This window comes from Fretibacterium sp. OH1220_COT-178, from assembly GCF_003860125.1.
GTDB lineage: Bacteria > Synergistota > Synergistia > Synergistales > Aminobacteriaceae > CAJPSE01.
Map to the genome: position 1 here is coordinate 1 of NZ_RQYL01000020.1, position 21970 is coordinate 21970.

The 21970-nt window shown below is 61.7% G+C and carries 19 protein-coding genes and 3 tRNA genes; 3 read left to right on the forward strand and 19 right to left on the reverse strand.

Features of this window, described 5'->3' with window-relative positions:
• The 7 genes from EII26_RS08765 to EII26_RS08795 all read right to left on the reverse strand — a co-directional run.
• The coding region (locus EII26_RS08765; RefSeq protein WP_233572688.1) for a GTP-binding protein at positions 1-176 on the reverse strand (176 nt) is incomplete at its 3' end.
• Between the two features lie 194 nt (positions 177-370).
• Positions 371-446: transfer RNA gene (locus EII26_RS08770), tRNA-Thr, on the reverse strand.
• A gap of 7 nt (positions 447-453) precedes the next feature.
• A tRNA-Tyr gene (locus tag EII26_RS08775) sits at positions 454-539 on the reverse strand.
• 20 nt (positions 540-559) lie between these two features.
• A tRNA-Thr gene (locus EII26_RS08780) sits at positions 560-635 on the reverse strand.
• Between the two features lie 217 nt (positions 636-852).
• Positions 853-1527 (reverse strand): GntR family transcriptional regulator, encoded by a 675-nt coding sequence (locus tag EII26_RS08785; RefSeq protein WP_124888785.1) that lies wholly within the window; start codon positions 1525-1527, stop codon positions 853-855.
• A gap of 73 nt (positions 1528-1600) precedes the next feature.
• Positions 1601-3922 carry a hydratase gene (locus tag EII26_RS08790; protein ID WP_124888786.1) on the reverse strand — a complete coding sequence of 774 codons (2322 nt, stop codon included), beginning with the start codon at positions 3920-3922 and terminating at the stop codon, positions 1601-1603.
• Positions 3923-3949: 27 nt separating this feature from the next.
• On the reverse strand, positions 3950-5266 hold the full coding sequence (locus tag EII26_RS08795) for a CitMHS family transporter (protein ID WP_199735155.1): 1317 nt from the start codon (positions 5264-5266) through the stop codon (positions 3950-3952).
• A 398-nt stretch (positions 5267-5664) separates the two neighbouring features.
• Here EII26_RS08795 and EII26_RS08800 point away from each other — a divergent pair, with 398 nt between their 5' ends.
• A complete protein-coding gene (locus tag EII26_RS08800; protein ID WP_124888787.1) occupies positions 5665-5895 on the forward strand; it encodes a hypothetical protein in 231 nt (76 codons plus the stop codon).
• 303 nt (positions 5896-6198) lie between these two features.
• On the opposite strand, the gene EII26_RS08805 is transcribed toward EII26_RS08800, so the two are convergent.
• The 6 genes from EII26_RS08805 to uvrA all read right to left on the reverse strand — a co-directional run bounded on the left by EII26_RS08805 (position 6199) and on the right by uvrA (position 13952).
• Positions 6199-6963, reverse strand: coding sequence for a hypothetical protein (locus EII26_RS08805; RefSeq protein ID WP_124888788.1), 765 nt, complete (start codon positions 6961-6963; stop codon positions 6199-6201).
• A gap of 303 nt (positions 6964-7266) precedes the next feature.
• The gene (locus EII26_RS08810) at positions 7267-8082 is read right to left on the reverse strand and encodes an XdhC family protein (protein WP_124888789.1); all 816 of its coding nucleotides are present in this window, start codon (positions 8080-8082) and stop codon (positions 7267-7269) included.
• A 198-nt stretch (positions 8083-8280) separates the two neighbouring features.
• A complete protein-coding gene (gene mnmA, locus EII26_RS08815; RefSeq protein ID WP_124888790.1) occupies positions 8281-9327 on the reverse strand; it encodes a tRNA 2-thiouridine(34) synthase MnmA in 1047 nt (348 codons plus the stop codon).
• 15 nt (positions 9328-9342) lie between these two features.
• Complete coding sequence (locus tag EII26_RS08820; RefSeq protein ID WP_255415954.1) at positions 9343-10185, reverse strand: pyrroline-5-carboxylate reductase family protein; 843 nt, start codon at positions 10183-10185, stop codon at positions 9343-9345.
• A gap of 34 nt (positions 10186-10219) precedes the next feature.
• Complete coding sequence (gene rlmB, locus EII26_RS08825; protein ID WP_124888792.1) at positions 10220-11110, reverse strand: 23S rRNA (guanosine(2251)-2'-O)-methyltransferase RlmB; 891 nt, start codon at positions 11108-11110, stop codon at positions 10220-10222.
• Entirely contained in the window at positions 11100-13952 is a 2853-nt protein-coding gene (gene uvrA / locus EII26_RS08830; protein ID WP_124888793.1) for an excinuclease ABC subunit UvrA, read from the reverse strand. The genes rlmB and uvrA overlap by 11 nt, the downstream gene beginning before the upstream one ends.
• Positions 13953-14239: 287 nt before the next feature.
• Here uvrA and EII26_RS08835 point away from each other — a divergent pair, with 287 nt between their 5' ends.
• Together EII26_RS08835 and EII26_RS08840 are read left to right on the forward strand one after the other, a co-directional pair.
• Positions 14240-16723, forward strand: coding sequence for a mechanosensitive ion channel domain-containing protein (locus EII26_RS08835; RefSeq protein ID WP_158612227.1), 2484 nt, complete (start codon positions 14240-14242; stop codon positions 16721-16723).
• Complete coding sequence (locus EII26_RS08840) at positions 16720-17145, forward strand: nuclear transport factor 2 family protein (protein WP_124888795.1); 426 nt, start codon at positions 16720-16722, stop codon at positions 17143-17145. The genes EII26_RS08835 and EII26_RS08840 overlap by 4 nt, the downstream gene beginning before the upstream one ends.
• A gap of 202 nt (positions 17146-17347) precedes the next feature.
• Here EII26_RS08840 and EII26_RS08845 read toward each other — a convergent pair whose 3' ends face one another.
• From EII26_RS08845 to EII26_RS08870, 6 genes are all read right to left on the reverse strand, one after another.
• Positions 17348-17986: a hypothetical protein gene (locus EII26_RS08845; RefSeq protein WP_158612228.1), complete on the reverse strand. Its 639-nt coding sequence runs from the start codon at positions 17984-17986 to the stop codon at positions 17348-17350.
• A 9-nt stretch (positions 17987-17995) separates the two neighbouring features.
• Positions 17996-18331: a hypothetical protein gene (locus tag EII26_RS08850; RefSeq protein ID WP_124888797.1), complete on the reverse strand. Its 336-nt coding sequence runs from the start codon at positions 18329-18331 to the stop codon at positions 17996-17998.
• Positions 18328-19218, reverse strand: coding sequence for a hypothetical protein (locus tag EII26_RS08855; RefSeq protein WP_124888798.1), 891 nt, complete (start codon positions 19216-19218; stop codon positions 18328-18330). Before EII26_RS08855 ends, EII26_RS08850 begins: the two co-directional genes overlap by 4 nt.
• A 440-nt stretch (positions 19219-19658) precedes the next feature.
• The gene (locus tag EII26_RS08860) at positions 19659-20432 is read right to left on the reverse strand and encodes a hypothetical protein (protein ID WP_124888799.1); all 774 of its coding nucleotides are present in this window, start codon (positions 20430-20432) and stop codon (positions 19659-19661) included.
• A 143-nt stretch (positions 20433-20575) separates the two neighbouring features.
• On the reverse strand, positions 20576-21187 hold the full coding sequence (locus tag EII26_RS08865) for a hypothetical protein (protein ID WP_124888800.1): 612 nt from the start codon (positions 21185-21187) through the stop codon (positions 20576-20578).
• A gap of 65 nt (positions 21188-21252) precedes the next feature.
• Positions 21253-21825, reverse strand: a complete 573-nt coding sequence (locus EII26_RS08870) for a hypothetical protein (RefSeq protein WP_124888801.1) — start codon at positions 21823-21825, stop codon at positions 21253-21255.
• Positions 21826-21970: the final 145 nt, after the last annotated feature.

A 21970-nucleotide genomic window follows, 5' to 3' on the forward strand; every position in this document is an offset into this window, starting at 1 on the left:
CGCTCACGCTCCTCCGGGGCCTTGTCGATCATGTCGTACGCCGTGAAATCCGCCCACTTCTGAGTCGAAAGACACTTCGTGATCGCCGCCGTCAGCGATGTCTTGCCGTGGTCGATGTGACCGATCGTTCCGATGTTCAGGTGCGTCTTGCTCCGCTCGAACTTCTCCTTCGCCATCTCCGATTCCTCCCAAATTGAAAGATGTTTCGTTCAGGGGGTTCGGTTTCAGAAGCTGCGCTTCGATGACAGCGATGCCCCCAACTGATTGCCTATTTTAACAAAAAAAGGCTCTTTGCGCATTCCGGACAAAAAACTATCGAGAACACAAAAAAGTCCGGAAAGACAGAGCGCTTCCGGACCCGATATCTCGGTGGAGCCGACTTCCGGACTCGAACCGGAGACCCCATCCTTACCATGGATGTGCTCTACCTACTGAGCTAAGTCGGCACAAAAATGGTGGTGGAAGTTGGATTTGAACCAACGTAGGCTCTCGCCGACAGATTTACAGTCTGTTGCCATTGACCACTCGGCCATTCCACCACTTTACGCTGTGTTGCGACTGGAGCCGGCGATCCGACTTGAACGGACGACCTGCTGATTACAAGTCAGCTGCTCTACCAACTGAGCTACACCGGCAAACCGAGCCTCAGCCCCACCACAGTACAGTCAGGCATTCTACAGAGACTCGTGTATTCTGTCAAGAGGCATCAAGGCCTTTCTCACAAAACCTGGGTCATCGCCAGGCAGAAAAATGCGGCGGACAAAACGCTGACGGGCACCGTTACGAAGAGCAGCCCTGAAAAGATACGTTCCCGCTCTGCCTCGTATAGACTCATATAGAGATGGAACGGCTTCAGAAAAGGGAGGACGCCGCCATGAGCGCTTTCAGGGATGCTTCGATGTGCTCGCGGACCAGCCGCTCGGCCCCATCGGGATCGCCGCCGATCATCGCATCCAGCAGAGCGATATGCTCTTCGAAGGCCCTTTCCTCCCGCCCCTTGCGCAGGTAGGACAGGACGTGAAATTGATCGATATAGTCCTCCAGCTGCCCCAGGAATCGCTTGAGCCAACGGTGCTCCACCAAGCCCAGCAGGCTCAGATGAAAATTGAACGACACATCGTCACCCGAGCACCGTTTGTTCCGAACCTCGTACTCCGAGATCGTCCTTCGACGAAGCGCCTCGAGACCGACGCGGTCCCCCTCCGCAACGATTCTGCGGACCAGGAAGCATTCCAGCACTTCCCGCAGCTCGTACATCTCCCGGATATCCCGGACACTCAGCCCCACAACGACGCATCCCTTGTTGGGGTAATGAGCGAGCAGCCTCTCGCTCTCCAGCTGCCGTATGGCCTCGCGTATGGGAGAGCGGCTGATCCCCAACAGCTCCACCAGCTCCCGTTCGACGATATGCTGGCCCTTTTTGAGGTACCCCGCCATGATTGCCTTTCTCAGAAACGAAAAGCATTTTTTTGTCGGGGGAAGGTCGCTTTTGATCAAATGCAACAGGTTCTCGGGCAAATCGCTCAAATCATAAACTCCTCCGGATCAATACGTCGGGCGCGGCGACCAGCGTACCGCACGGCTTCAAACTCCCGCCGGATCACACCGCAGCATAGCGGTTCATAAGGCATCCCGCCAGCAGTATTTCGCGCTCCTCCGCGTCCAGGCCGGGCAGCTTCAATTTGACGTCGATCCTGTTCAGCTTCCCCGTCTCATCCGGACGCAGGAGAAACGCGGCGATATCCTCCCTGCCCTCGCGGACCGCCGTTCGTATCCCGTGGAGGCAAAGCCAGTCCCCCACCCGAAACACATCTTCCGTTCCGGCCCCCGCGATAAGGGGGAGCATTCCCCAATTGACGAGATTGCTCCGGTACCTCTTGGTCGCGTAATCCAGCGCGACGTTGGCCTCGCCGCCCAGCATCTTCTGCGAGGAGGCGGCCTGTTCTCGGGCCGAACCGTCTCCCGGCTTGACGGCAAAAATCACGCTCCCCACCCCCGTTGCGTCCGCGTCGCATCCGGAGGCCCCCAAAAGATCGGAGAGTACGGGAGAAGGCATACCGCTTCGGCGCCCATGCTCGAGGGCCTGAGCCTCCTTGGCGCGCCCCACGTAGCGCGGATCCTTACGGGAGAGCGCGTACTCCGCCAGCCTCAAGGGATTCGAGCGCAGGGAGGACGTCTCTCCCGAGGGAATGAGTTCGTCCGTCGTCGTGACCGGATCCGTGATGACCGAGGCCACGAGCAGCAGACGATTCTCCGGCATCGGCGGAATTGCCGGCCAGGGCTTGATGTTGGGGCCATAAACCAACGGCTCCTCGGGCAGAGGACGACCGAAGCCGCGATAGACACGTGCGTCGTAAGGCGATCCGTCGAAGCGATAGGGCACCTCGCACAGCCGGTCCGCCATCTCCGTTGCCGGGGTGAGCACCCCTCCGTTCGCCGCTGTCGCGGCGATCGAGCGCGCGTCCATCAGGGCGACGAAGGAGATCTGCCCCTCGCCCGGCTTGGATCCCTCCCGGTTCGGAAAGTTGCGGGTCGTATGCCGGATGCTGAGCCCGTCATTGGCGGGGGTGTCTCCCGCTCCGAAACAGGGGCCGCAGAAGGCGGTCCGTACCGTCGCTCCCGCGAGCATCAGCTTTTCAATACTCCCGTTCCGCACCAGCTCCAGCCCCACCGGCTGGCTCGCCGGGTAGACGGAGAGCGCGAACTCTCCATTCCCGACGTTTTTCCCCTCCAGAATCTGTGCTGCGGCGACGACGTTTTCGAACGTCCCCCCCGAGCAGCCGGCGATGACCCCCTGATCCACCCGAAGGCGTCCGCCCTCGGCCTTTTTTCCGAGCGGGCTCGAAACGGGAAAGCCGAGCAGTTGCACGGCGTCCCGCTCCACCCTGTGCAGGATCTCCTCCGCATTGGCGTTCAGCTCCGCCACGGTGTAAACGTTGCTGGGGTGGAACGGCATCGCGATCATGGGCTCCACCTTGTCCAGCGCCACCGTTACGATCCTGTCGTACCAGGTCACCGGCTCGGGGTCCAACTGCCGGTACGCCTCGCCCCTTCCATGCCGCTCCAGGTAGCTCCGAACCCTGTCGTCCGTGCGCCATACCGAACTCCAGCATGCGGTCTCCGTAGTCATGACATCGATTCCCATGCGAAAATCCACGGAGAGCTCCGCCACGCCGGGCCCCACGAACTCCATGACGGCATTCTTGACGAACCCCTCGGAGAAGACCGCGCCGATGATCGCCAAGGCAACATCCTGAGGCCCGACTCCGGGCCTCGGCCTCCCGGTCAGGAAGATGCCCACCACATCCGGGGCGGGCATGTCGTAGGTCCTTCCCAGAATCTGCTTCACCAGCTCCGGACCGCCCTCCCCCACCGCCAGGGTCCCGAGCGCCCCGTAGCGGGTGTGGCTGTCCGATCCCAGGATCATCCGCCCGCACCCGGCGTACATCTCGCGCATGTACTGATGGATCACGGCCATGTGGGCGGGCACGAACTCCCCGCCGAACCTCCGCGCCGCCGAGAGCCCAAAGGCATGATCGTCCTCGTTGATCGTCCCGCCAACCGCACAAAGACTGTTGTGGCAATTGGTGAGCACGTAGGGAACCGGAAACTCCCCGAGACCGCTCGCCAATGCCGTCTGGATGATGCCGACGTAGGTGATGTCGTGGGAGGTCAGCGCATCGAACCTCAGGCGCAGATTGCGCGCATCCCCGTCCTTGTTGTGGTCGGCGATGATCCGCCTCGCAATCCCTCCGTTCCGGGCCTTCGCTTTATCCCCGAGGTTCGTGGAATCCCTGCCCAGGGCGGGCAACCCCAGCGAAGCCAGCCGCCCGTCGACCGATTTCGCGTTGCAGGCCTCCGCCGCATCGAGCAATAGCTCCCCCCGAACCAAAAAGCCGCCGTCCTTATGCAATCCGATCATAGGAGCCCCCCTGTCCTGCAAACGGCATCAGAGCCGAATGATCCCCAAAAGCACCCCGGCACACAGCATCAGGAGGGAGATGGAGATGAGCCACTTGAAGCTGAATCGAATGTGCTCCTTCAGCTCCACATCCACAAGCCCGATGGCAAGATACGTCGCCGGGACCAGGGGGCTGATCATCAGGCCGACGTTCTTTCCGATGATCATCGTCAACCCGGTGTTGAGGGGCGTCACGCCGTACTGGGCGGCAACCTCCGCGACCAGCGGAAAAATGCCGTAAAAATAGGCGTCGGTGCCGATCATCATCCCGAGGGGAAGCGCAAACACCCCGAAGATCATGTGGATGTATCCGCCGAGAGCGGGAGGAATGATTCCCAAAAGGGTCCGAGCCATGGCCTCCATCATGCCGGTCTCGTTGAGTATGCCGACCATGGCCCCGGCGGAGATCATCGTCGCACCTATCACAAAGGCCGAGGGGGCATGCGCCTTGATGCGCCCGTCCTGCTCCTTGAGGGTCCGGTAATTGAGCATCAGAGCCACGCAGAGCCCCAGAAGGAAGACCACGTAGGCCGTCATCAGATTGGCGACGAGCACTCCGATCACCAGAAGCGTAAGCCCCACATTCCAGAGAAGCAGCCCGGGCCTTCGCAGCTCGAGCCCCTCTTTTTTCTCCAACGGGTCCTCGCCGGGCTCCCGCGCCTCGAGCAGCGACGGCGCACCGACGGCCGCCAGCCGCCTTTTCTCGATCACTCCCAGCACGGCCCCGAGGGTGACGGTCAGGACCGCCCCCACGATCTGAATCGGGATCAGCATATGCCAGATCGCGGTCGCATCCATTTTGAGGACCGTAGCCACCCTGGCCGTCGGTCCGCCCCACGGGACGAGGTTCATGACCCCCATGCCCGCCGCGGTGATGCAGAGCAGAACGACCGGACGGATCCCAAGCCGCCTGAATATCGGATACATCGCAGGAATGGTGATCAACACCGTGGTTGCCGTGGCTCCGTCCAGATGGGCGATGATGGCCACGATGGCCGTCACGGTCGTAATGGCAACGACGTTCATCCCGGCCTTTTTGACCAGAAAGTCCACGACGATGTCGAAGACCCCGACATCCGACATGACCCCGAAGAAGATGACGGAGAAGAAGAGCAGAATTGCCGTATTCATCGTTGTCGAGACACCCTTTTTGATGAAGCCGGCAATCTCCACGGGGTTGTATCCCAGGAGCAGGGCCGCCAGGAACGGGACGACGACGAGTACGACAATGGGCGTCATCTTTCCCTTCAGCAGCAAGGCGACGATGACGAAGATCATGAGATAACCCACCAACGGCAACAGCATGGCATTCCCTTCCTTTCAATTCGTTTGGAATAGCCCCTCACGGGGGTTGAAACTCAAGAGAGCGCAAAAGCACGAAACGACCGGGCATTCAGCAAAAACACGGCAGGAATTTTTGTAGGATTATATTGCATACAATATAATCAGCGATATTACTTATGTCAAGGCTGATCGTCTAATTTGTCGTTGTTCAGTGATAGTTGTGGCTAAGATATAAGCGAGAAAGCGAATTTTCGATTTGCGTCTTCGAGCTCAGGGGCTTCATCAAACCTTCGGTCCACCCCTATAAGAGTCAGTGAAAAGCTCCTCCCCCCCCCGCATGATAGGTCTTTTTGGATAATATCGGTATGGAGCAGGAGCGAGTGACATTGTCACAAAAAGAAAGCAAACGCATAAAGGTTATGGAGCTGTTGGTCAATGGAAAAAATGACACAACAGGCCTCGCCGTCGACGCCGGGTTCACGAAGAACGAGAGCACCGCAGGCTACGTCTCCGCTCTGGATATGGGGCTGAACCGGTATGGCCCGCCCATGGAGATTTATAGTGGCAGACATAGCATGCCCCGCTTCTTGGACACACGATCTTTCCCACATCCGAGGAGGAGAGAAAGGAGGGCGAAGAACGCTCCTTGAGCAACTTCGGACAGGGATTGAAGGACCTTTGCACAGGCCAGATCTTTGCCCTGACCCCGGAGGCGCGTCCCCGCCACCCCTGGAAGCGCTCCTTCAGGAAAAACGCTCACCTTATAGGGAACCGAAGGTGACATTTTCCCTGAACCCAAAACCACAGGTTGTGGTGCGCTTATCGAGAACGGAGTATGTTATTGCATAGTTTAAGCGAACTTTAGTTTTGCACCCGTCGGGTGCGGCAAAAAGCTATTGACATCCTCAATACTTAGACACGGAACAGGCAAGCTCCGCAAACTTGTACTCCTCCTAACTTCGGCATATCGACTTTTCAGTAAGCCGAAAAGGAGGCATCTCCTCTGCAAGCCAACCATCCAGTATGCCCAGAATCTTGAGCCAGTCCTCCAAAGCCAGCACCTCCGAGGAACAATGCTCGTTATAGTACCCAACGCTCAGGTTCACCCCGCAAGCTTCGGTACAGAGGCAACGGATGTCGGTACTGTAAGACCGATCCGGCTCATCGAAGCCCGTTTTGCGTTTGACGTAATCCCGAAAATCATCGCCAACAGGCAGGTCGTAGTACTTGCAGTCCGAATTTCCGTGCCGATCCAACTGGATCATAAAGCGGGATGCATTGAGCTCCGCAGCAATATCGGGATATTCCCTCATCAAATAGTGGGCCCCTACTGAGTCGTCCTCCTCCCCATCGCAGATCAGGAGGCTGTGCCCACTGTCGCGAAGCAGCCAGAGCAGCGCACAACCCGCACGATCATCTGCACCGATACCAGCGCTCCTATTTTCTCCGTAAAAGGCCCTTTCCTCCTCGTCAAAAACAGGTGTTTGCCACAGTCCCTCTTGCCCATACCAAACGGTATCGGCATGGGCAACCAGAACGACGCGATCCTCGCGCCCGCCAGGGACGTAGACGAATCTCTCCTGGTCACCATTTCCTCGGTACAACCCAGCTCCCTTGAGTGCTAAAAATTTTTCAAAAACATTCTCCGCGGAGTAGAGCGGCATAGCCAAGAATTCCTTTAAAACTGCGAGAGCTTCATCCCGTCTCTTTTGTTCCACACCTCAACTCTCCCTTCTCGTTTTTCTCACTCCCAAACCTTCGCTTTCCAGATCGATGCGTCGAAAGGCTTCATACACAATCTCCATACGCCTTTAGGATATGGAAATTTATGGGGCGAAACTGCCCTGCCCAACGAAGCCCGGATGCAATAATGCCCCCGAAGCACTACCGCACATTTCAAGAAGCATCGCTCGGCGGAGCCGCTGCTCCAATCATCAACGGGCTTCCGGGCTTCTTCGTTTCCCAAACTAGAATGCTTTTGATATTCTTATAAAATTTTTAATTCATAATTTTCAGTGTAATTAGTTATTAGAGAGCACCGACCGCAGGGTCTCCAGATCTCCGCCGCGGCGGACCGCTATGATCTCCGCCAGGATGGAGACCGCGATCTCCTCCGGCGTCTCGGCCCGGATCGGCAGGCCGATGGGCTGGTGGATGCGGTCGATCTGATCGGGCGCCACCCCATCCTGGATCAGCCGCTCGCGCACGAAGGCGATCTTGCGCCGCGAACCGATCATGCCGATATAGGCGCACTGCCTCCCCTCCAGCAGCTTCACCACATCGGCATCCAGCGTGTGCCCCCGCGTAACGATCACGACGTAGCTGGCCGAGTGCAGGACCAGTCCCCGGGAGAAGACCTCCTCCAGCGGACAGGCCAGGGTCCTGCCCCAGGGGATGCTCTCCTCGTTGGCAAAATCCGCGCGCTCGTCCCAGGTGAGAACCGGCATCCCCGTGTCGTGCGCCAAGCGCGCCAAGGCCCGCCCCACGTGCCCCGCTCCGAAGATCACCACCTCCGGCGACCGTCCGTAGCGCTCCAGAAATATCGCGACATCCCCCCCGCAGGCAGCCCCCTCCAGCGCGGCCTCCGTGACCGAAAGGCTCTCACGGTAGAGTTCCGCAGCCAGCCCCTCGCGCATCATCGCAAGGGCCCGTTCGATCACGTGGTGCTCGGTGACGCCGCCCCCTATCGTCCCCTCCGTGCTCCCGTCCGGAAGCACCAGCATCGCCGCACCGCGTCCACGGGGCGTGGAGCCCTGTTCGTCCACCACGGTGCAGAGCACCGCCTCCCCTCCCGCCTCCACCAATTCCGTCAGACGCCGAAGCATCGGATAGTCCATTTTCAGGCACCCCTCCAATTATTTGCACAAGCCGTCCCAATATTCTTGGAAGCTCCCGAAAAGTATAACAAAGGAGCGGCCGGATGTCCTCAACGACAGCCGGCCGCAGGCATCCGTACGATTTGCGAAAGGAACCGCTTCGCGACGGAACAACGCGCAAGACAACGCAAGACAAGTCAATACACGGAGAAATTGAGATCAGACGATCACGCCAGAGGCCGCCAGGACCTCCCCCCTGTAAAGCGCCAGGCGCTGCCCCGGCGCCGGGGCGAACTGCGGCTGCTCGAACGAGACCGAGAGCTCCGCACCGCCCAGGCTCAGGATCCGGCAGGGAGCAAGGGGCGAGCGGGAGCGCGTCTTCCCCGCGAGTCCGTCCCGCTCCTCGAGAAGCTCCGGGGCCAGCAGGTTGGGCCTCGCCGCATGCACGACCGTCCGAAACGCGGCCTCCCTCGGCCCCACGACGAGGGCGTTATGGGGAACGTCTAGCCTCAGGACGTAAAGCGGGTGCGGCGCGGCGATGCCCAAACCCTGCCTCTGCCCCGGCGTATACCGGGACAGCCCCGAGTGGCGCCCCAGCAGCCGCCCCTCTTCGTCCCGAATCGGCCCCGGCCCGGCGTCCCCGACCCACTCCCGGTAGTCCGCCCCCGCAAGAAAGCAGACTTCCATGCTGTCGGGCCGCTCGGCAACGGGCAGCCCCGCCCCGCGCGCGATCTCCCGGACCTGGGGCTTCGTCAGCTCCCCCAGAGGAAAACGGACGCGCTTCAGGCGCGCCCGGTCGATATCGCAGAGGAAATAGCTCTGGTCCCGCTCCCGGTCCGCGGCCCGCGCCAGAAGCGGTCCGGACGCGGACGCCAGGATGCGGGCGTAGTGCCCGGTGGCGACGGGAACGGAGTCGTCCTCCGCCCACCTGGAGGCGGCGTCCATCAGCAGGCCGAACTTGATGGAACGGTTGCAGTCCGCACAGGGATTGGGCGTCCGCCCCTCCCGATAGGCGCGAAGAAAGGGATCGACGACCTCCCGGCGAAAGGAGTCCCCGGCCTCCACGATGCGATGCGGAATGCCCAGCGCCTCGGCAATGCGGGCCGCGGACTCCCCCGTCTCGACCGGCTGGCCGCGCCCCGGAATGCGAAGGGTCAGCCCCCAGACCGTCCAGCCCTCCCGACGGAGCAGGAGGGCCGCGACGGTGCTGTCCACGCCGCCGCTCATCAGCAGGACGATCGTTCGGCCCCCAGCCATGTCGCCCATCGAAGGAGGCCGCTCCTACTTCAGACTCTGCACGACCTTCTCGGTCAGAACCCGCCCCTTCTCGGCGGTGGAAAGGACGGCCCGCATCATCGTGCCGCGCGCGCCGGACCGCTCGAGCTCGGCGATCCCCTCGATGGTCATGCCGCCCGGGGTGCAGACGTCGTCCCGCAGGGCCGCCGGCGCCTTCCCGGAGTCCATCGCCAGGCGGGCCGCCCCCAGGACCGCGGCGGCCGACGCCTTGTAGGCCAGGTCCTTGGGAAGCCCCGCCTGAATGCCCCCCATCGCCGCCGCCTCCAGCAACGAGAGGAAGAACGCCGGGCCCGCCCCCGTGAGGGCCGTGAGCGCGTCCAGACTCCTCTCCTCGGCGAAATCGGCCGGCCCCACGAGGGAGAAGGTCTCCAGGAGCAGCGCCCTGTCCGACTCCGTGGCGGAGTCCGAGGGGGCGATGCCCGTAAAGGCGACGTTCATCGCCGCGCAGATGCTCGTCATCGCACGGGCCCAGCGGGCCTCCGGGGCGGCTTGAGCCAGGAGCTCCAGGGGAACGGCCGCGGCCAGCGATACGCAGAGCTTTCCCTTCAGAAGGGACGCCAGCTCCCGCACCACCCCCAGGGTCAGGTGGGGCTTCAGGGCGAACATCACCATCCCGCACTCCGAGGCGACCCGCACGTTGTCCGAGATCAGGTCGACCCCGTCCGCCCGGACATGGGCCAGACGCTCGGGATAGGGATCGGCGGCCATGACGCGGCAACCGGCCTTGGCCAGCCCGCGGGCGACCGCCCCTCCCAGGGCCCCGGCCCCGACGATACCCATACGCAAATCCTTTAAGGCCATGACGCAAACTCCTCCTTCTTTTCCCACCGCTCCGGCGGAGCGGACATGAGACTCCGCAGCGCTATCGGGACGGAGAACGCCGTTTTCTGCACCACTCGAACATCCCCAGGGCCGCGGCCACGCTCGCGTTCAGGGAGCCCACGCCGCCCTGGATGGGGATGCGCAGCAGCTGGTCGCACTTCTCGGCCACGAGACGGGAGAGCCCCTCGCCCTCCGCGCCGACGACCAGAGCCATGCGGGCGGGAAGCTCGTCGTCCCAGAGGGTCTGCCGTGCCGATCCCTCCAGTCCGACGACCCAGAAATCGGACGCCTGAAGCTGCTCCAGGGTCCGGGCGATGTTGACCACCGGAATCATCGGCAGGCGAAGCGCCGCCCCCGCACTGGTCTTCACCACCGTCCCGCCGGGCAGGGCCGAACGCCGCCGGGCGTAGACCACCGCGGCCGCCCCGGCCGCCTCCGCGGACCGCACGACGGCCCCCAGGTTGTGCGGGTCCTCGACGTGGTCCAGGACGACGATCAGGCCCGGGCTGTCCTTCGGCAATCCCTTCAGAAAGGGGACGAGCTCCACGGGCGCCGTCTCGGTCACCCGACAGGCCACGCCCTGATGGCGCACGTCCGGACAGAGCTTGTCCAACGCCTCGGGAGCGACCATCTGATACACCACCCGCCCGGCCCGCGCCGCGTCCACGAGCTCGTCCAGAAACGGGGGGCGCACGTTGTTCGCGATCAGCAGTCGGGTACAGCGGGAGGGGTTCCCCCTGACCAGATCCAGGACCGGCTGGCGGCCCCAGCAGACGTCGTCCGGCGGCACCGGACGCTCCGCTGGCTCCTTCCTCCAGGGCTTCGTCCCCGCAGGGCGAGCGGATCGCGGCATGCCGGCACCGGCACCGCCTCGGCCGCCGAAGTCCCGCCTTCTGCCCCCGCCCGTTTTTCCATCGAATTTACCCGGCATGCCTCAACTCTCCTTTGCTCTTGTTGGACTCGATCTCGTCCATGTACTCCCGAAGGAACCGGGCGGTATAGCCCCCGTCCTGGGCCGCCACCTTCTCCGGCGTGCCCTGGGCCACCACGCGCCCGCCGCCGTCGCCCCCCTCCGGGCCGAGGTCGACGATGTAGTCTGCCGAAAGCAGGACGTCGAGGTTGTGCTCGATGAACACGACCGTGCTGCCCTGGTCGACGATGCGATGGACGATCTCCAGCAGCTTGCGGACGTCGGTGTAGAAGAGCCCCGTCGTCGGCTCGTCCAGAAGGTAGAGCGTGCGGCCGCCGAAGCGCTTCGCCAGCTCCTTGGAGAGCTTGACCCTCTGGGCCTCGCCCCCCGAAAGGGTCAGGGCCGACTGCCCCAGACGGATGTAGCCCAGCCCCGCGTCCTGGATCAGCCGCAACTTGCCCGCGATCCGCGGGATGTCCGCGAAGAACGCCACGGCCTCGTTCACCGTCATGGCCAGCACGTCGGCGATGGACTTCCCCTTGAAGCGGACCTCCAGCGTCTCGCGGTTGTAGCGCGACCCGCCGCAGACCTCGCAGTCCACGTAGATGTCCGGCAGAAAGAGCATGGAGACCTTTACGGACCCCGCTCCGCCGCACGCCTCGCAGCGCCCGCCCTTGACGTTGAAGCTGAAGCGCCCCGGTTTGTAGCCGCGGATGTTCGCCTCCGGCAGCCCCGCGAAGAACTCCCGGATGAGGGAGAACACGCCCGTGTAGGTGGCGGGGTTGGAGCGCGGCGTGCGCCCGATGGGGCTCTGGTCGACCAGGACGATGTTGTCGAACGCGTCCGCCCCCACGATGGACTTGAACTTGCCGGGCCGCTCCCGGAAGTCCCGGTCCAACTGCCGGCGCATTCCCTTGTAAAGGACGTCGTAGAGGAAACTGCTCTTGCCGGAGCCGGAGACGCCGCTGAGGCAGGTGAAGACCCCCTTGGGAATCTTGACGTCGATGCCCTTGAGGTTGTGGTGCTCGGCCCCCTTGACGGTCAGCCAGCCCGAGGGCTTTCTGCGCGTCCGCGCCCCGGGCCGGACGATGCCGGTCGCCTCGCCCCGGAGGTAGGGGCCGGTCAGCCCCCCGCTCTCCAGCACCTCGGCATAGCTGCCGCAGTGGACGATCTCCCCCCCCAGCTCGCCCGCGGCCGGCCCCATCTCGATGAGGGCGTCCGCGGCCTTCATGGTCTCCCGGTCGTGCTCGACCACCACCACCGTGTTGCCGAGCCCGCGGATGGAGTCGAGCGTGCGGACGAGGCGCTCCGTGTCCCGCGAGTGCAGGCCGATCGTCGGCTCGTCCAACACGTAGAGCACCCCGCTGAGCTTCGACCCGATCTGGGTCGCCAGGCGGATGCGCTGGCTCTCGCCCCCCGAGAGCGTGTCCGCGCGCCTCAGGAGCGACAGGTAGCCCACCCCCACGTCCACCAGAAAGTCCAGCCGTTTGTTGATCTCCAGCATCACCTGCTCGACGATGTGGGTGTCCGCCCCCCCCAGCTCGAGCGACTTGACCACCCCGGCCAGCCGGTCGACCGGCATGACCAGCAGTTCGCCGATCCCGTAGCCGCCCACCTTGACGTGCAGGGCCTCCGGCCTGAGCCGCAGGCCGTTGCAGCTCTTGCAGACGTCCTCCACCCGATAGACCGCCAGCTCCTCCTGCACCGCCTCGGACTCCGTGTCCCGCCAGCGCGTCTCCAGCCAGTCCAGAAGCCCCTCGTACCGCCCCATGTAGGTGCGCTCCACGCCCTTCTCCTCGAAGACCATCGGCACCCGGTCGTCGTTGCCGTGAAGGATGAAGTCCCGCACCGCACGGGGCAGATCCCCATACTTCGGGGTCAGATCCCAGCCGTACTTCTTGGCGAAGAGCGCGATCTTGCTCAGGAAGTACGGCTTCGTCTTCCAGGGCAGGAGGGCCCCCTCCGCCAAGGAACGGTCCGGGTCCACCGCCAGCTCCTCGGAAAAATGCTCGTGGCTCCCCAGCCCCGCACAGTCGGGACAGGCGCCGAACGGACTGTTGAAGGAGAAGAGGCGCGGCTCGATCTCCGGCATGGCGACGTCGCAGTCCGCACAGGCGTAGTTCTCCGTCAGCATGTACTCCTTCCTGCCCTCCGGGACGATCAGGACGTACCCTCCCGAGAGCTTCAGGGAGGCCTCGACGGACTCCGCGATGCGCGAACGACGGTCCTCCGTCACCTTGAGGCGGTCGACGACGACCTCGATGTCGTGCCGCTTCTTTTTGTCGAGCTCGATGTCCTCCTCCAGCCACAGGACGGAACCGTCCACGCGGACGCGGGTGTAGCCCTTCTCGCGCGTCTGGCTGAACAGATTGCGGAACTCGCCCTTCTTGCCGCGGACGAGCGGCGCCAGGATCTCCACGCGGGAGTCCGTGTCGTTCTGAAAGATCAGCGCCAGGATCTCGTCGATGGAGTAGCGGATGACCGGCTTGCCGCACTGCGGGCAGTACGGGACCCCGACGCGGCCGTAGAGCAGGCGCAGATAGTCGTAGATCTCCGTTACGGTCCCCACGATGGAGCGCGGGTTGTGCCCCGTCCCCTTCTGCTCGATGGATATGGCCGGGGACAGGCCGGAGATGTCGTCCACATCCGGCTTCTTCTGCACCCCCAGGAACTGCCGCGCGTAGGCCGAGAGGGACTCCACGTAGCGCCTCTGCCCCTCGGCGTAGAGCGTGTCGAACGCCAGCGACGACTTGCCGGATCCCGACGGCCCGGTGATCACCACCAGCTTGCCGCGCGGGATGTCGACGCTCACGTCCTTGAGGTTGTGCTCCCGCGCCCCTTTGATGCGGATATAATCGTCCAATGAAAGATCTCCTCGCATGAAATTCAGGAATGAAACGGACCCCGGTCCGATTTTTCAAGCAAAACAGCAACGAGCGCGCCTCTCGCCGGCGCGCTCGTTGCATTCTATCACGAGACGGTCCCGTCGTCCTCCCGAGGCCGGCGGGCTCCGCACAAGGAACGGAGAGACCCGGATTTTTTCATCCTCCCGAATTCCGAGGATGGCGCTCCCCTCGAGCAAGCGCTAAAATTGAGAGGCCCCATCGAACCCCGACGGGAGACCGCCAGCAAGAGCGAGGACGGAAAAGCATGCATATTCCCAGCGCCCCCCACGGCAAAAGCCCTTCTCAGACGAAACACGGTTCCCCCGGCGGAGCCGCCCCCGTTTTCCCGAGGACACGAACGCGGCCGTTTGCGGAACGCATCCCGGCCGGTTGGCTGCTTGCGTTCGTATGCCTTCTTCTGTGCCTCGTGCCGATCGTCCCCTCGTCCCACTCCGCGTTTGCCCTCGAGGGGAGCGCCGCGGGAAACTCCACGAACGGCATCACCTTCCTTCAGCGGCGGATCAGCGAGGACATCGCCGCCCCCCGAGGGGCCGTCGAGGCCGCACTGAAGGATTTTCCCCTGGGCAGCGCCGACGTGGAGCTTCGTCTCGGGCAGCTCTCGGCCCTGACGGCCTCGGCCTCGGAGGACGTGGCGCAGTGGGGCTATCTGGAGGAGGAGCGGGAGCACTATTTCTACCTGCTCTCCGATCTGACCGCGTTCTACACCACATACAACACGAACCTCAAGGCCCTTTCGGCCCGCCAGCAATCGGGGATCGCGACCGTGACGGTCTCCGGGGACACCGAGCCGCAGAACCTCGCCTCCGCAGACATCAACGCTTACGACGCCCTGAAGCAAAGCGTCCATAAGCTGAAGCAGGACCTGGACGTGCAGGTGTTCTACCTCCGCTCCACCCTCAACAAGCTGGACATCGCGCTGGCCAACCTGGACCGCCTCAAAAAGGATGCGGCCCCGCAGAGCGAGGGCACCAACGGGGGCGACGACGCCCGAAAGCCGCGCATCAAGGCTCTGGAGCTCGAGAGCGCAAGGCTGAAGATCGCCTCGGCGTGGCTTCAGGCCCGAGAGGCGAAAATGCGCTGCGACGAGATCATCGACAGGATCCTTCAGGGCCAGACCAGGATGGAAAGGATCCAGGCCTCCCTGACCTTCTCCGAGCAGACCCTGAACCAGAACGTGGAGGCCCTGCAAAAGCGGATAGACGAGCTGAAGCAGCAGCTGAACGCAGCCAAGGAAAAATTCGACGAGGCCTCGGCCTCCCTCAACCAGGCGCGGGCGGCCATCACCTCCGACAGCGTCGACCTCGCCACCCTGACCCCCTCGAGCTCCCGTTATATGGAGCGCTTGGCGAACCTGAATTACTGGGAGTTCTACACCAGCCTGCTCCAGGACGAGATCGAGCTTCTCATCAACGCACAAAAAATCTGGAGGGCCCGCTATCAGCTCTTCAACAACAAGGCGTCGGGTGAGGAGATATGGCAATACAGAAACGACGCCCAGGACAGGATCACGGGGCTCCAGACCCACCTCGAGAGCATCCGGGCCCTGCAGAACGATTTCTACCAGCGCATCGCGACGACCCGTGCCCAGGCGAGCGAGGCGACGGGGAAGACGAAGCAGAACCTGAACCAGATGCTCCAGGCCCAGCAGAACACGATCACGAACGTTCTCAATCGCTACACCTTCCTTCTGCCCAACCAGATTCTGCTGGAGCGCACCCTTTACGAGGAGGCCGGCGCCCGGATCGACACGCTGCGCCTGGCCGAGAAGGTCGGGGACTTCAGCAAGAAGACGTTCCTGAGCTTCTGGCACACGGAGCTGTGGAAGGGCGAGGACTACTCCGTCACGGTCAGCAAGCTGGTCACGGCCCTTCTGGTGTTCATATCCAGCTTTTTCCTGAGCGCATGGGGCAGCCGCTGGATCCAGCGCCGGATGATCCGGCGCTTCTCGTCGAGCGTCACGGCGGCCAACGCCACGCAGCGCATCATCTTCTACATCCTGTGGTTCTCGTTCGTCCTGATCGCGCTCCAGATCGTCGGCATCCCCCTGACGGCCTTCGCCTTCCTGGGCGGTGCCCTGGTCCTGGCCATCGGTTTCGGCGCCCAGACCCTGTTCAACAACCTGATCAGCGGCTTCATCATCATGTTCAGCCGCCCGTTCCAGATCGCGGACACCATCGAGGTCGACGGGATCGCGGGAACCGTCGAGGAGATCGGGTCCCGCTCCACACGGGTCAAGACCTGGGAGAACGTCGACGTGATCCTGCCCAACCGCTACCTGCTGGAGAACCGGGTGATGAACTGGACGGGCTCGGACAAGAAGAAGCGCGACACCCTGAAGGTCAGCGTGTCCTACGGCTCCGACTCCCGCCGCGTGGAGGAGCTGCTTCTGAAGGTCCTGAAGGACCACTCCAAGGTGCTGAAGGACCCCGCGCCCTTCGTCCTGTTCAAGGAGTTCGGCGAGAGCGGCCTGGACTTCATGCTCTATTTCTGGGTGGACCTCGGCGTTGCCTCCTCCCCGAAGGTCGCCAGCGACATGCGCCATCACATCCATTCCCTGTTCCGCAGCGAGGGCATCAGCATACCCTACCCCCACCTGGACGTCCGCCTCTGCCCCGAGCCGGAAGCGCACGAGGAAAGCCCTTTGCCCGGAAGGGAGAAGGCGGCCCCGCAGGATAAAAATGCCGCTTCCCCCAAAAATACGGGCGTTTCGCGGCAGGGCACGACATGAGCGGGAAGGAAGGCCGGGAAAAGATCGTCCGGCTGTGGTTCGACATGTGGCTGAAAAAAAGCGACCTGGGGATCCCCGATATCTTTGCCGACGACGCCGTCTACATCGAAAGCTGGGGGCCCGAATACCGGGGCGCGGCCAGGATCCGGCAGTGGTTTGAGGAGTGGAACACCCGCGGGAGCGTCCTTCGGTGGGACATCCGGCAGTTCTTTCACAAAGGGGACCAAACCATCGTCGAGTGGTATTTCAAAAATGCCATGAACGACGGACAGATTCAGGCATTCGACGGCATGTCGCTGATCGAATGGCGGGACGGCAAAATCCGGCTTCTGAAAGAATTCGGCTGCAACGAAAACCGCTACGATCCCTACCGGAACGGAGCGGAGCCGCATTTCAGGGACGAAAGGACGCTGTGGTTTTGACGCCCGGCTGTGCCCGGAACGGAGCCCTTCCCTTGCCCGTCGCCCAGTCCCTGCAAACGAGGCCGCCCCACGACGGGAATGGGACAGCTTGAAGGCATCTCTTATGCCGTTGTCGACCACAACGTAAATCGCGGCTCCCCGTCTGTCCTCATGCCGTCGACGTTCCCCGGAAAGGCCGGGGGGGCGTTGACGGCATGGGCCGTCATCCGACCAGCCGCCCGCCTTTCGACCCTTTCGAGGGGGCGTTCAGACGCCACCCCGCCTCTCGGTCGTACCGGACGTAGCCGCTGTTCCACGCCCAGCCCAGGATCGCACGGCGCAGCTCCCCCATACGCGCCCGGTCGGAAAGGTCCGGGTCCAATCCCTCACGCAGCGCACGGGACAGTGCTCGACATTGGGGCATCCATTCGCCATAAATCTCGAGCGACAGCATGAGGAGCGGGATGCCCAGGAGAACAACGAGAACGATGGACACGTAAAAAAACGGTCCCAGGCTATCCGCCACGGAAGCGCGTTCGAGATCGTCCACAAAACTGCCCAGACTCCAATTGCCGAGGAACAGGGCCATGGACGCGACAGCCAAGATCCCCCATACCGCTTTGCAGTAATAGGCAAAGACACGCAGGTAAGGATTGTCGGAAGCCCAGATACGCAAAAATTCCCTGGGGGTGGATGTATTATGGGCGGGACAGAAGAACCATCGCCCCTCACCACGAAATTTCCGGACATAGACTTTATTCAGCCCGCCATACCACAGGGACAGCATAACCTCCTCGGTCAGCGCCGCCTTGGCCTCCTCGTCACATGACCCCAGACTTCCTCGTCGAGTCCCTGTTCTCATCATTTTTCCTCATGCTTTTTTACCTTCGCGGCAATTTTTCGACATGTAAAATCGTATGGTATTTATTATGCTCGATGCCGCTATCACAATAATGTACATTGCTATCATCGACAACGAATATGATTCCATTCTGCTCCCCCAGATAAAAAACAATCCCAGCAGAATCCCGCCGCAGTTCTGCTGTATCTGGAAGACGACATCCCACCGGGCATATTCGTCAACGGAGGATCTTTTCCGTTCCCCAATACGCCCCAGCCGCCGCAAGCGCACCCAGGGAACGAAGAACAACCAACCGGACACCGCCACCAACCACAGAAGCCCCAGTACGAACCGCAGCGTCGTCATTCGGGACTCACCGCTCCCTCATTCGGCTTCCAGCATCGTTCCTCACGGTCATAGCGAACGTAACCCTTCTCCTGTCCCCAGCCCAGAATGGTCCGGCGCATCTCCGCCAGCCGTGCACGGTCGGACAGGTCCGGGTCTCTGCCTTCTCTCAAAGCGCAAACCAGCTCCCGGTAGTGCGCCATCCACTCCCGGCGGATGGGCCAGGCAAAGGTGAAAAAAACAATGCCGACGAAAATCGTCATAGGGATGTGCACATACAGATTGGGCACGGCTGCCTCTTGAAAGGGGACATCGAGTTCGCGAGTTCCGTCAAGACGTCCGAGCATGTTGCCGACAACCCCCATCATCAACAACATCCCCAGGAACATGACGTTCTGTCCTTTGATGTAATAGGCGAAAGCGCGCAGGCGAGGGGAATCCCAGGCCCAAGCCCGTGTACGGGGAAAGAGAACCTCCAGCCTCCCTCTGCTGAAAAAATTCGAATGGTACAGATCCTCGAGATGCCGTATATATTTCGTGTTCAATCCTCCGTACCACAAGGAGAGCATTTCCTCATTATCCAGAACTTCATCGTCATCCGCATCGTAAAGGCCGTCTATGGGGGCCTCGAAACGGACCAGCCACAACCCCAGAAGAAAGAGCGTCAAGGCCAATCCCGTACAGCGGGGCGCGAACTCCCGCCAAACTCCGCCCAGCCCCACGGCGATGGTTGCTCCGCCCCAGCACAGCGCCCTCAAATCGCACAGGACGGCAAACCTGCCGAAGTGAGCCCCGGCACGTCTGGGCAGGTAATTCCGTGCTTGCCACAGATAGCCTACAGGATACAGAAATATCCCCAAACCTATCGTCAGCCATAAGCTCCCCAGAGAGAAACGCAGCGGCGTCATCCCAACGTCCTCCTGCCTGCAATTGCTGCCGTTCGATCCCCCACACGCGCTTCCATCGGCACCTCCCCTCCCCGATGCGCGAATCCCCCGGAAAGGCCGGGGGGCGTTGACGGCTACGGGCCTTTATGAGGCTCTGCGCCGCCGCTCGTCGAAATCCTTATAAAAACCTGAACCGCAGACAAGAAATAAAAGATGCATAACGAGCGTCACCACTATGAACCGGAGGTAATAGTCCCACCAGATAACCCCTATCCCCAGCGATAGACCGCTACAGATAAACACAAAGCATTTGATGATCAGCCATCGGGCATAATATTCACAAAACCGCGGACCTTGCCACGGACTTCGGAAGGCACGCCACAGCCATGCGCAGGGAACGGGAAACATCCAGACCAACGTAACGATGACCCACAGCAGGCTCAGCACCAAACATCGGCTCGTCATCCTATCATCCGCCCCTTCTGCGCGTTCAGCCGCCAGACGCCCCACTCCCGGTCGTAACGAACATAGCCGCTGCTCACTCCCCATCCCAGGACCGCCCGTCGCATCTCGGCCAACCGCACACGATCGGACAGGTCCGGGTCACGCCCCTCTTTCAGCGCGCAAGCCAATGCACGGTAGTGTGGCATCCACTCCCTGCGGATGGCATTGGCAAAGAGAAAGAACACGAAACCGATCAGAATCGTCATGGGGATACGGACGCAGAGAAAGGAAAGGACCGCTGCATCCTGAGCGAGGGCACACGAGGGACCTCGTATCGCCTGGACCTTTTGATACGTGAACCCCACTACCTGAAGCAGCAGGAACGACATTGCATAGAGGGTGCTCTGCCCCTTGAAATAATAGGCCACAACACGCAGGCAGGGATTGTCCCAGGCCCAGGCCCATGTGTGTGAAAAATTGATTCCCGACGCCTTCTCCGAGACAGCCCTGCGGTGTTGCGACCGGTACGATTCCATTTTCTTCAAGAAATACTTTTCGTTCAGGCCGCCGTACCACAGAGCAAGCATCTCCTCGTCGCTCATCACCTCCTCGTCGTCCGCATCGAACAGGCCGCGGATGGGGGCTTCGAAGTAGAGCATCAGAGCCCACAGCAAAAGAAAAATGCCGGCCACATTCAGGCAGAGTTCCGCATACTGCGGGCGAGCTTCGGCATGGAACCCGATCGGCCCCAACGCAATGACGAAGCCCATCAGACAAAACGTCTTCAGCACTCCCCAAATGGCAAAAGCCCCCTCCTGCATGCCCGCACGAGGAGGGATGAAGCCGAAGGAACGCCACAGATGAACGCATGGAATGAAAAATGCAAAAAAAATCGCGATAATGAGCCATAGGACTCCCCAAGCCAAACTCAAGGTCATCTCGCTCCTCGCCCTCCCCGGATCTTCAGTCGCCATCGATCGGCATACCGAACGTAGCCGCTGTTCCATGCCCAGCCCAGGACCGTCCGGCGCATCTCCTCCATACGCACACGATCGGCAAGATCGGCGTCTCTCCCCCCTTTCAGGGCGGCGGCTAAAACGCGGTAATGGGATATCCATACCCTGTATCTCCTCTTATGCGACAACACCAAAAGCGGGATGACGATGAGCCCCCAGGAGATGGCAAGGCTACGAAGCAGCAGCCCCAGATTCTCCAACATGGAGGTATGCTTCATACGGTCCAGAAAACTTCCGATGCAAGAACAGCCGAAAATAATGCCCATGGACGCCGTTGCAAGCAGGCCGAATACGGCTTTGCAATAATAGGCGGAGGCACGCATGTGGGGGTTGTCCCAAGTCCAGGCCCTGAAACATTCCCTTGGGATATCAGGTATAAATTCGAAAACCCATCGTCCCTCTTCACGGAATTTCTGCACGTAAATCCTGTTCAGTCCGCCGTACCACAGCGACAGCATCTCCTCGTCGGTCAGAGCCGCCTCGGCCTCCTCACTGCACGGCCCCAGGCTTTTGACCTCGACATTATCCATCGGCACCCCCCTCCCCGATGCGCGGATCCCCCGGAAAGGCCGGGGGACGTTGACGGCATGGGCCGTCATCCGACCAGTCGCCCGCCCTTCGACCCTTTCGAGGGAGCGTTCAGACGCCAACCCACCTCTCGGTCGTACCGGACGTAGCCGCTGTTCCACGCCCAGCCCAGGATCGTACGGCGCAGCTCCTCCATACGCGCCCGGTCGGAAAGGTCCGGATCCCGACCCTCCTTAAGAGCTCGCGACAGAGTTCGATAGTGTTTCCTCCACTCCCTGCCGGGGAAGCAGAAACAATAAAGAAAAAAAGGCCCCATAACGGCAAGACATGACACAAAACGCCAAACCAAGTCACTCCAATCATAACCCGTAATGTTTTCTTCCCAAAAATCAGCAAAAACCATAATGTCACTGCTTGTAAAGAGAAGAAACACGACTATTATGGACAGCAGGCAAAGTACAGCCTTGATATAGTAGGCGAGCGCCCGCAGGTAGGGATTGTCCGAGGCCCAGGCCCGCAGGTATTCCGGAGGCGTATGGTTCAAAGGCGTTCCAATCCACCGACCCGCTCCGCGGAACTTCCGCGCATAGACCCCGTTCAATCCGCCGTACCACAGCGACAGCATCACCTCGTCGGTCAAAGCACCCTCGGCCTCCTCACTGCACGGCCCAACGCTTGCAGCTACCCCATCCCGGGGAAACACACGCTCTCGCTCCGGCTCCGGGGAGCTCTCGCTGCTTCCACGACCGACCAAGGACGGCCCTCTCAATCGTTCGAATATGTCC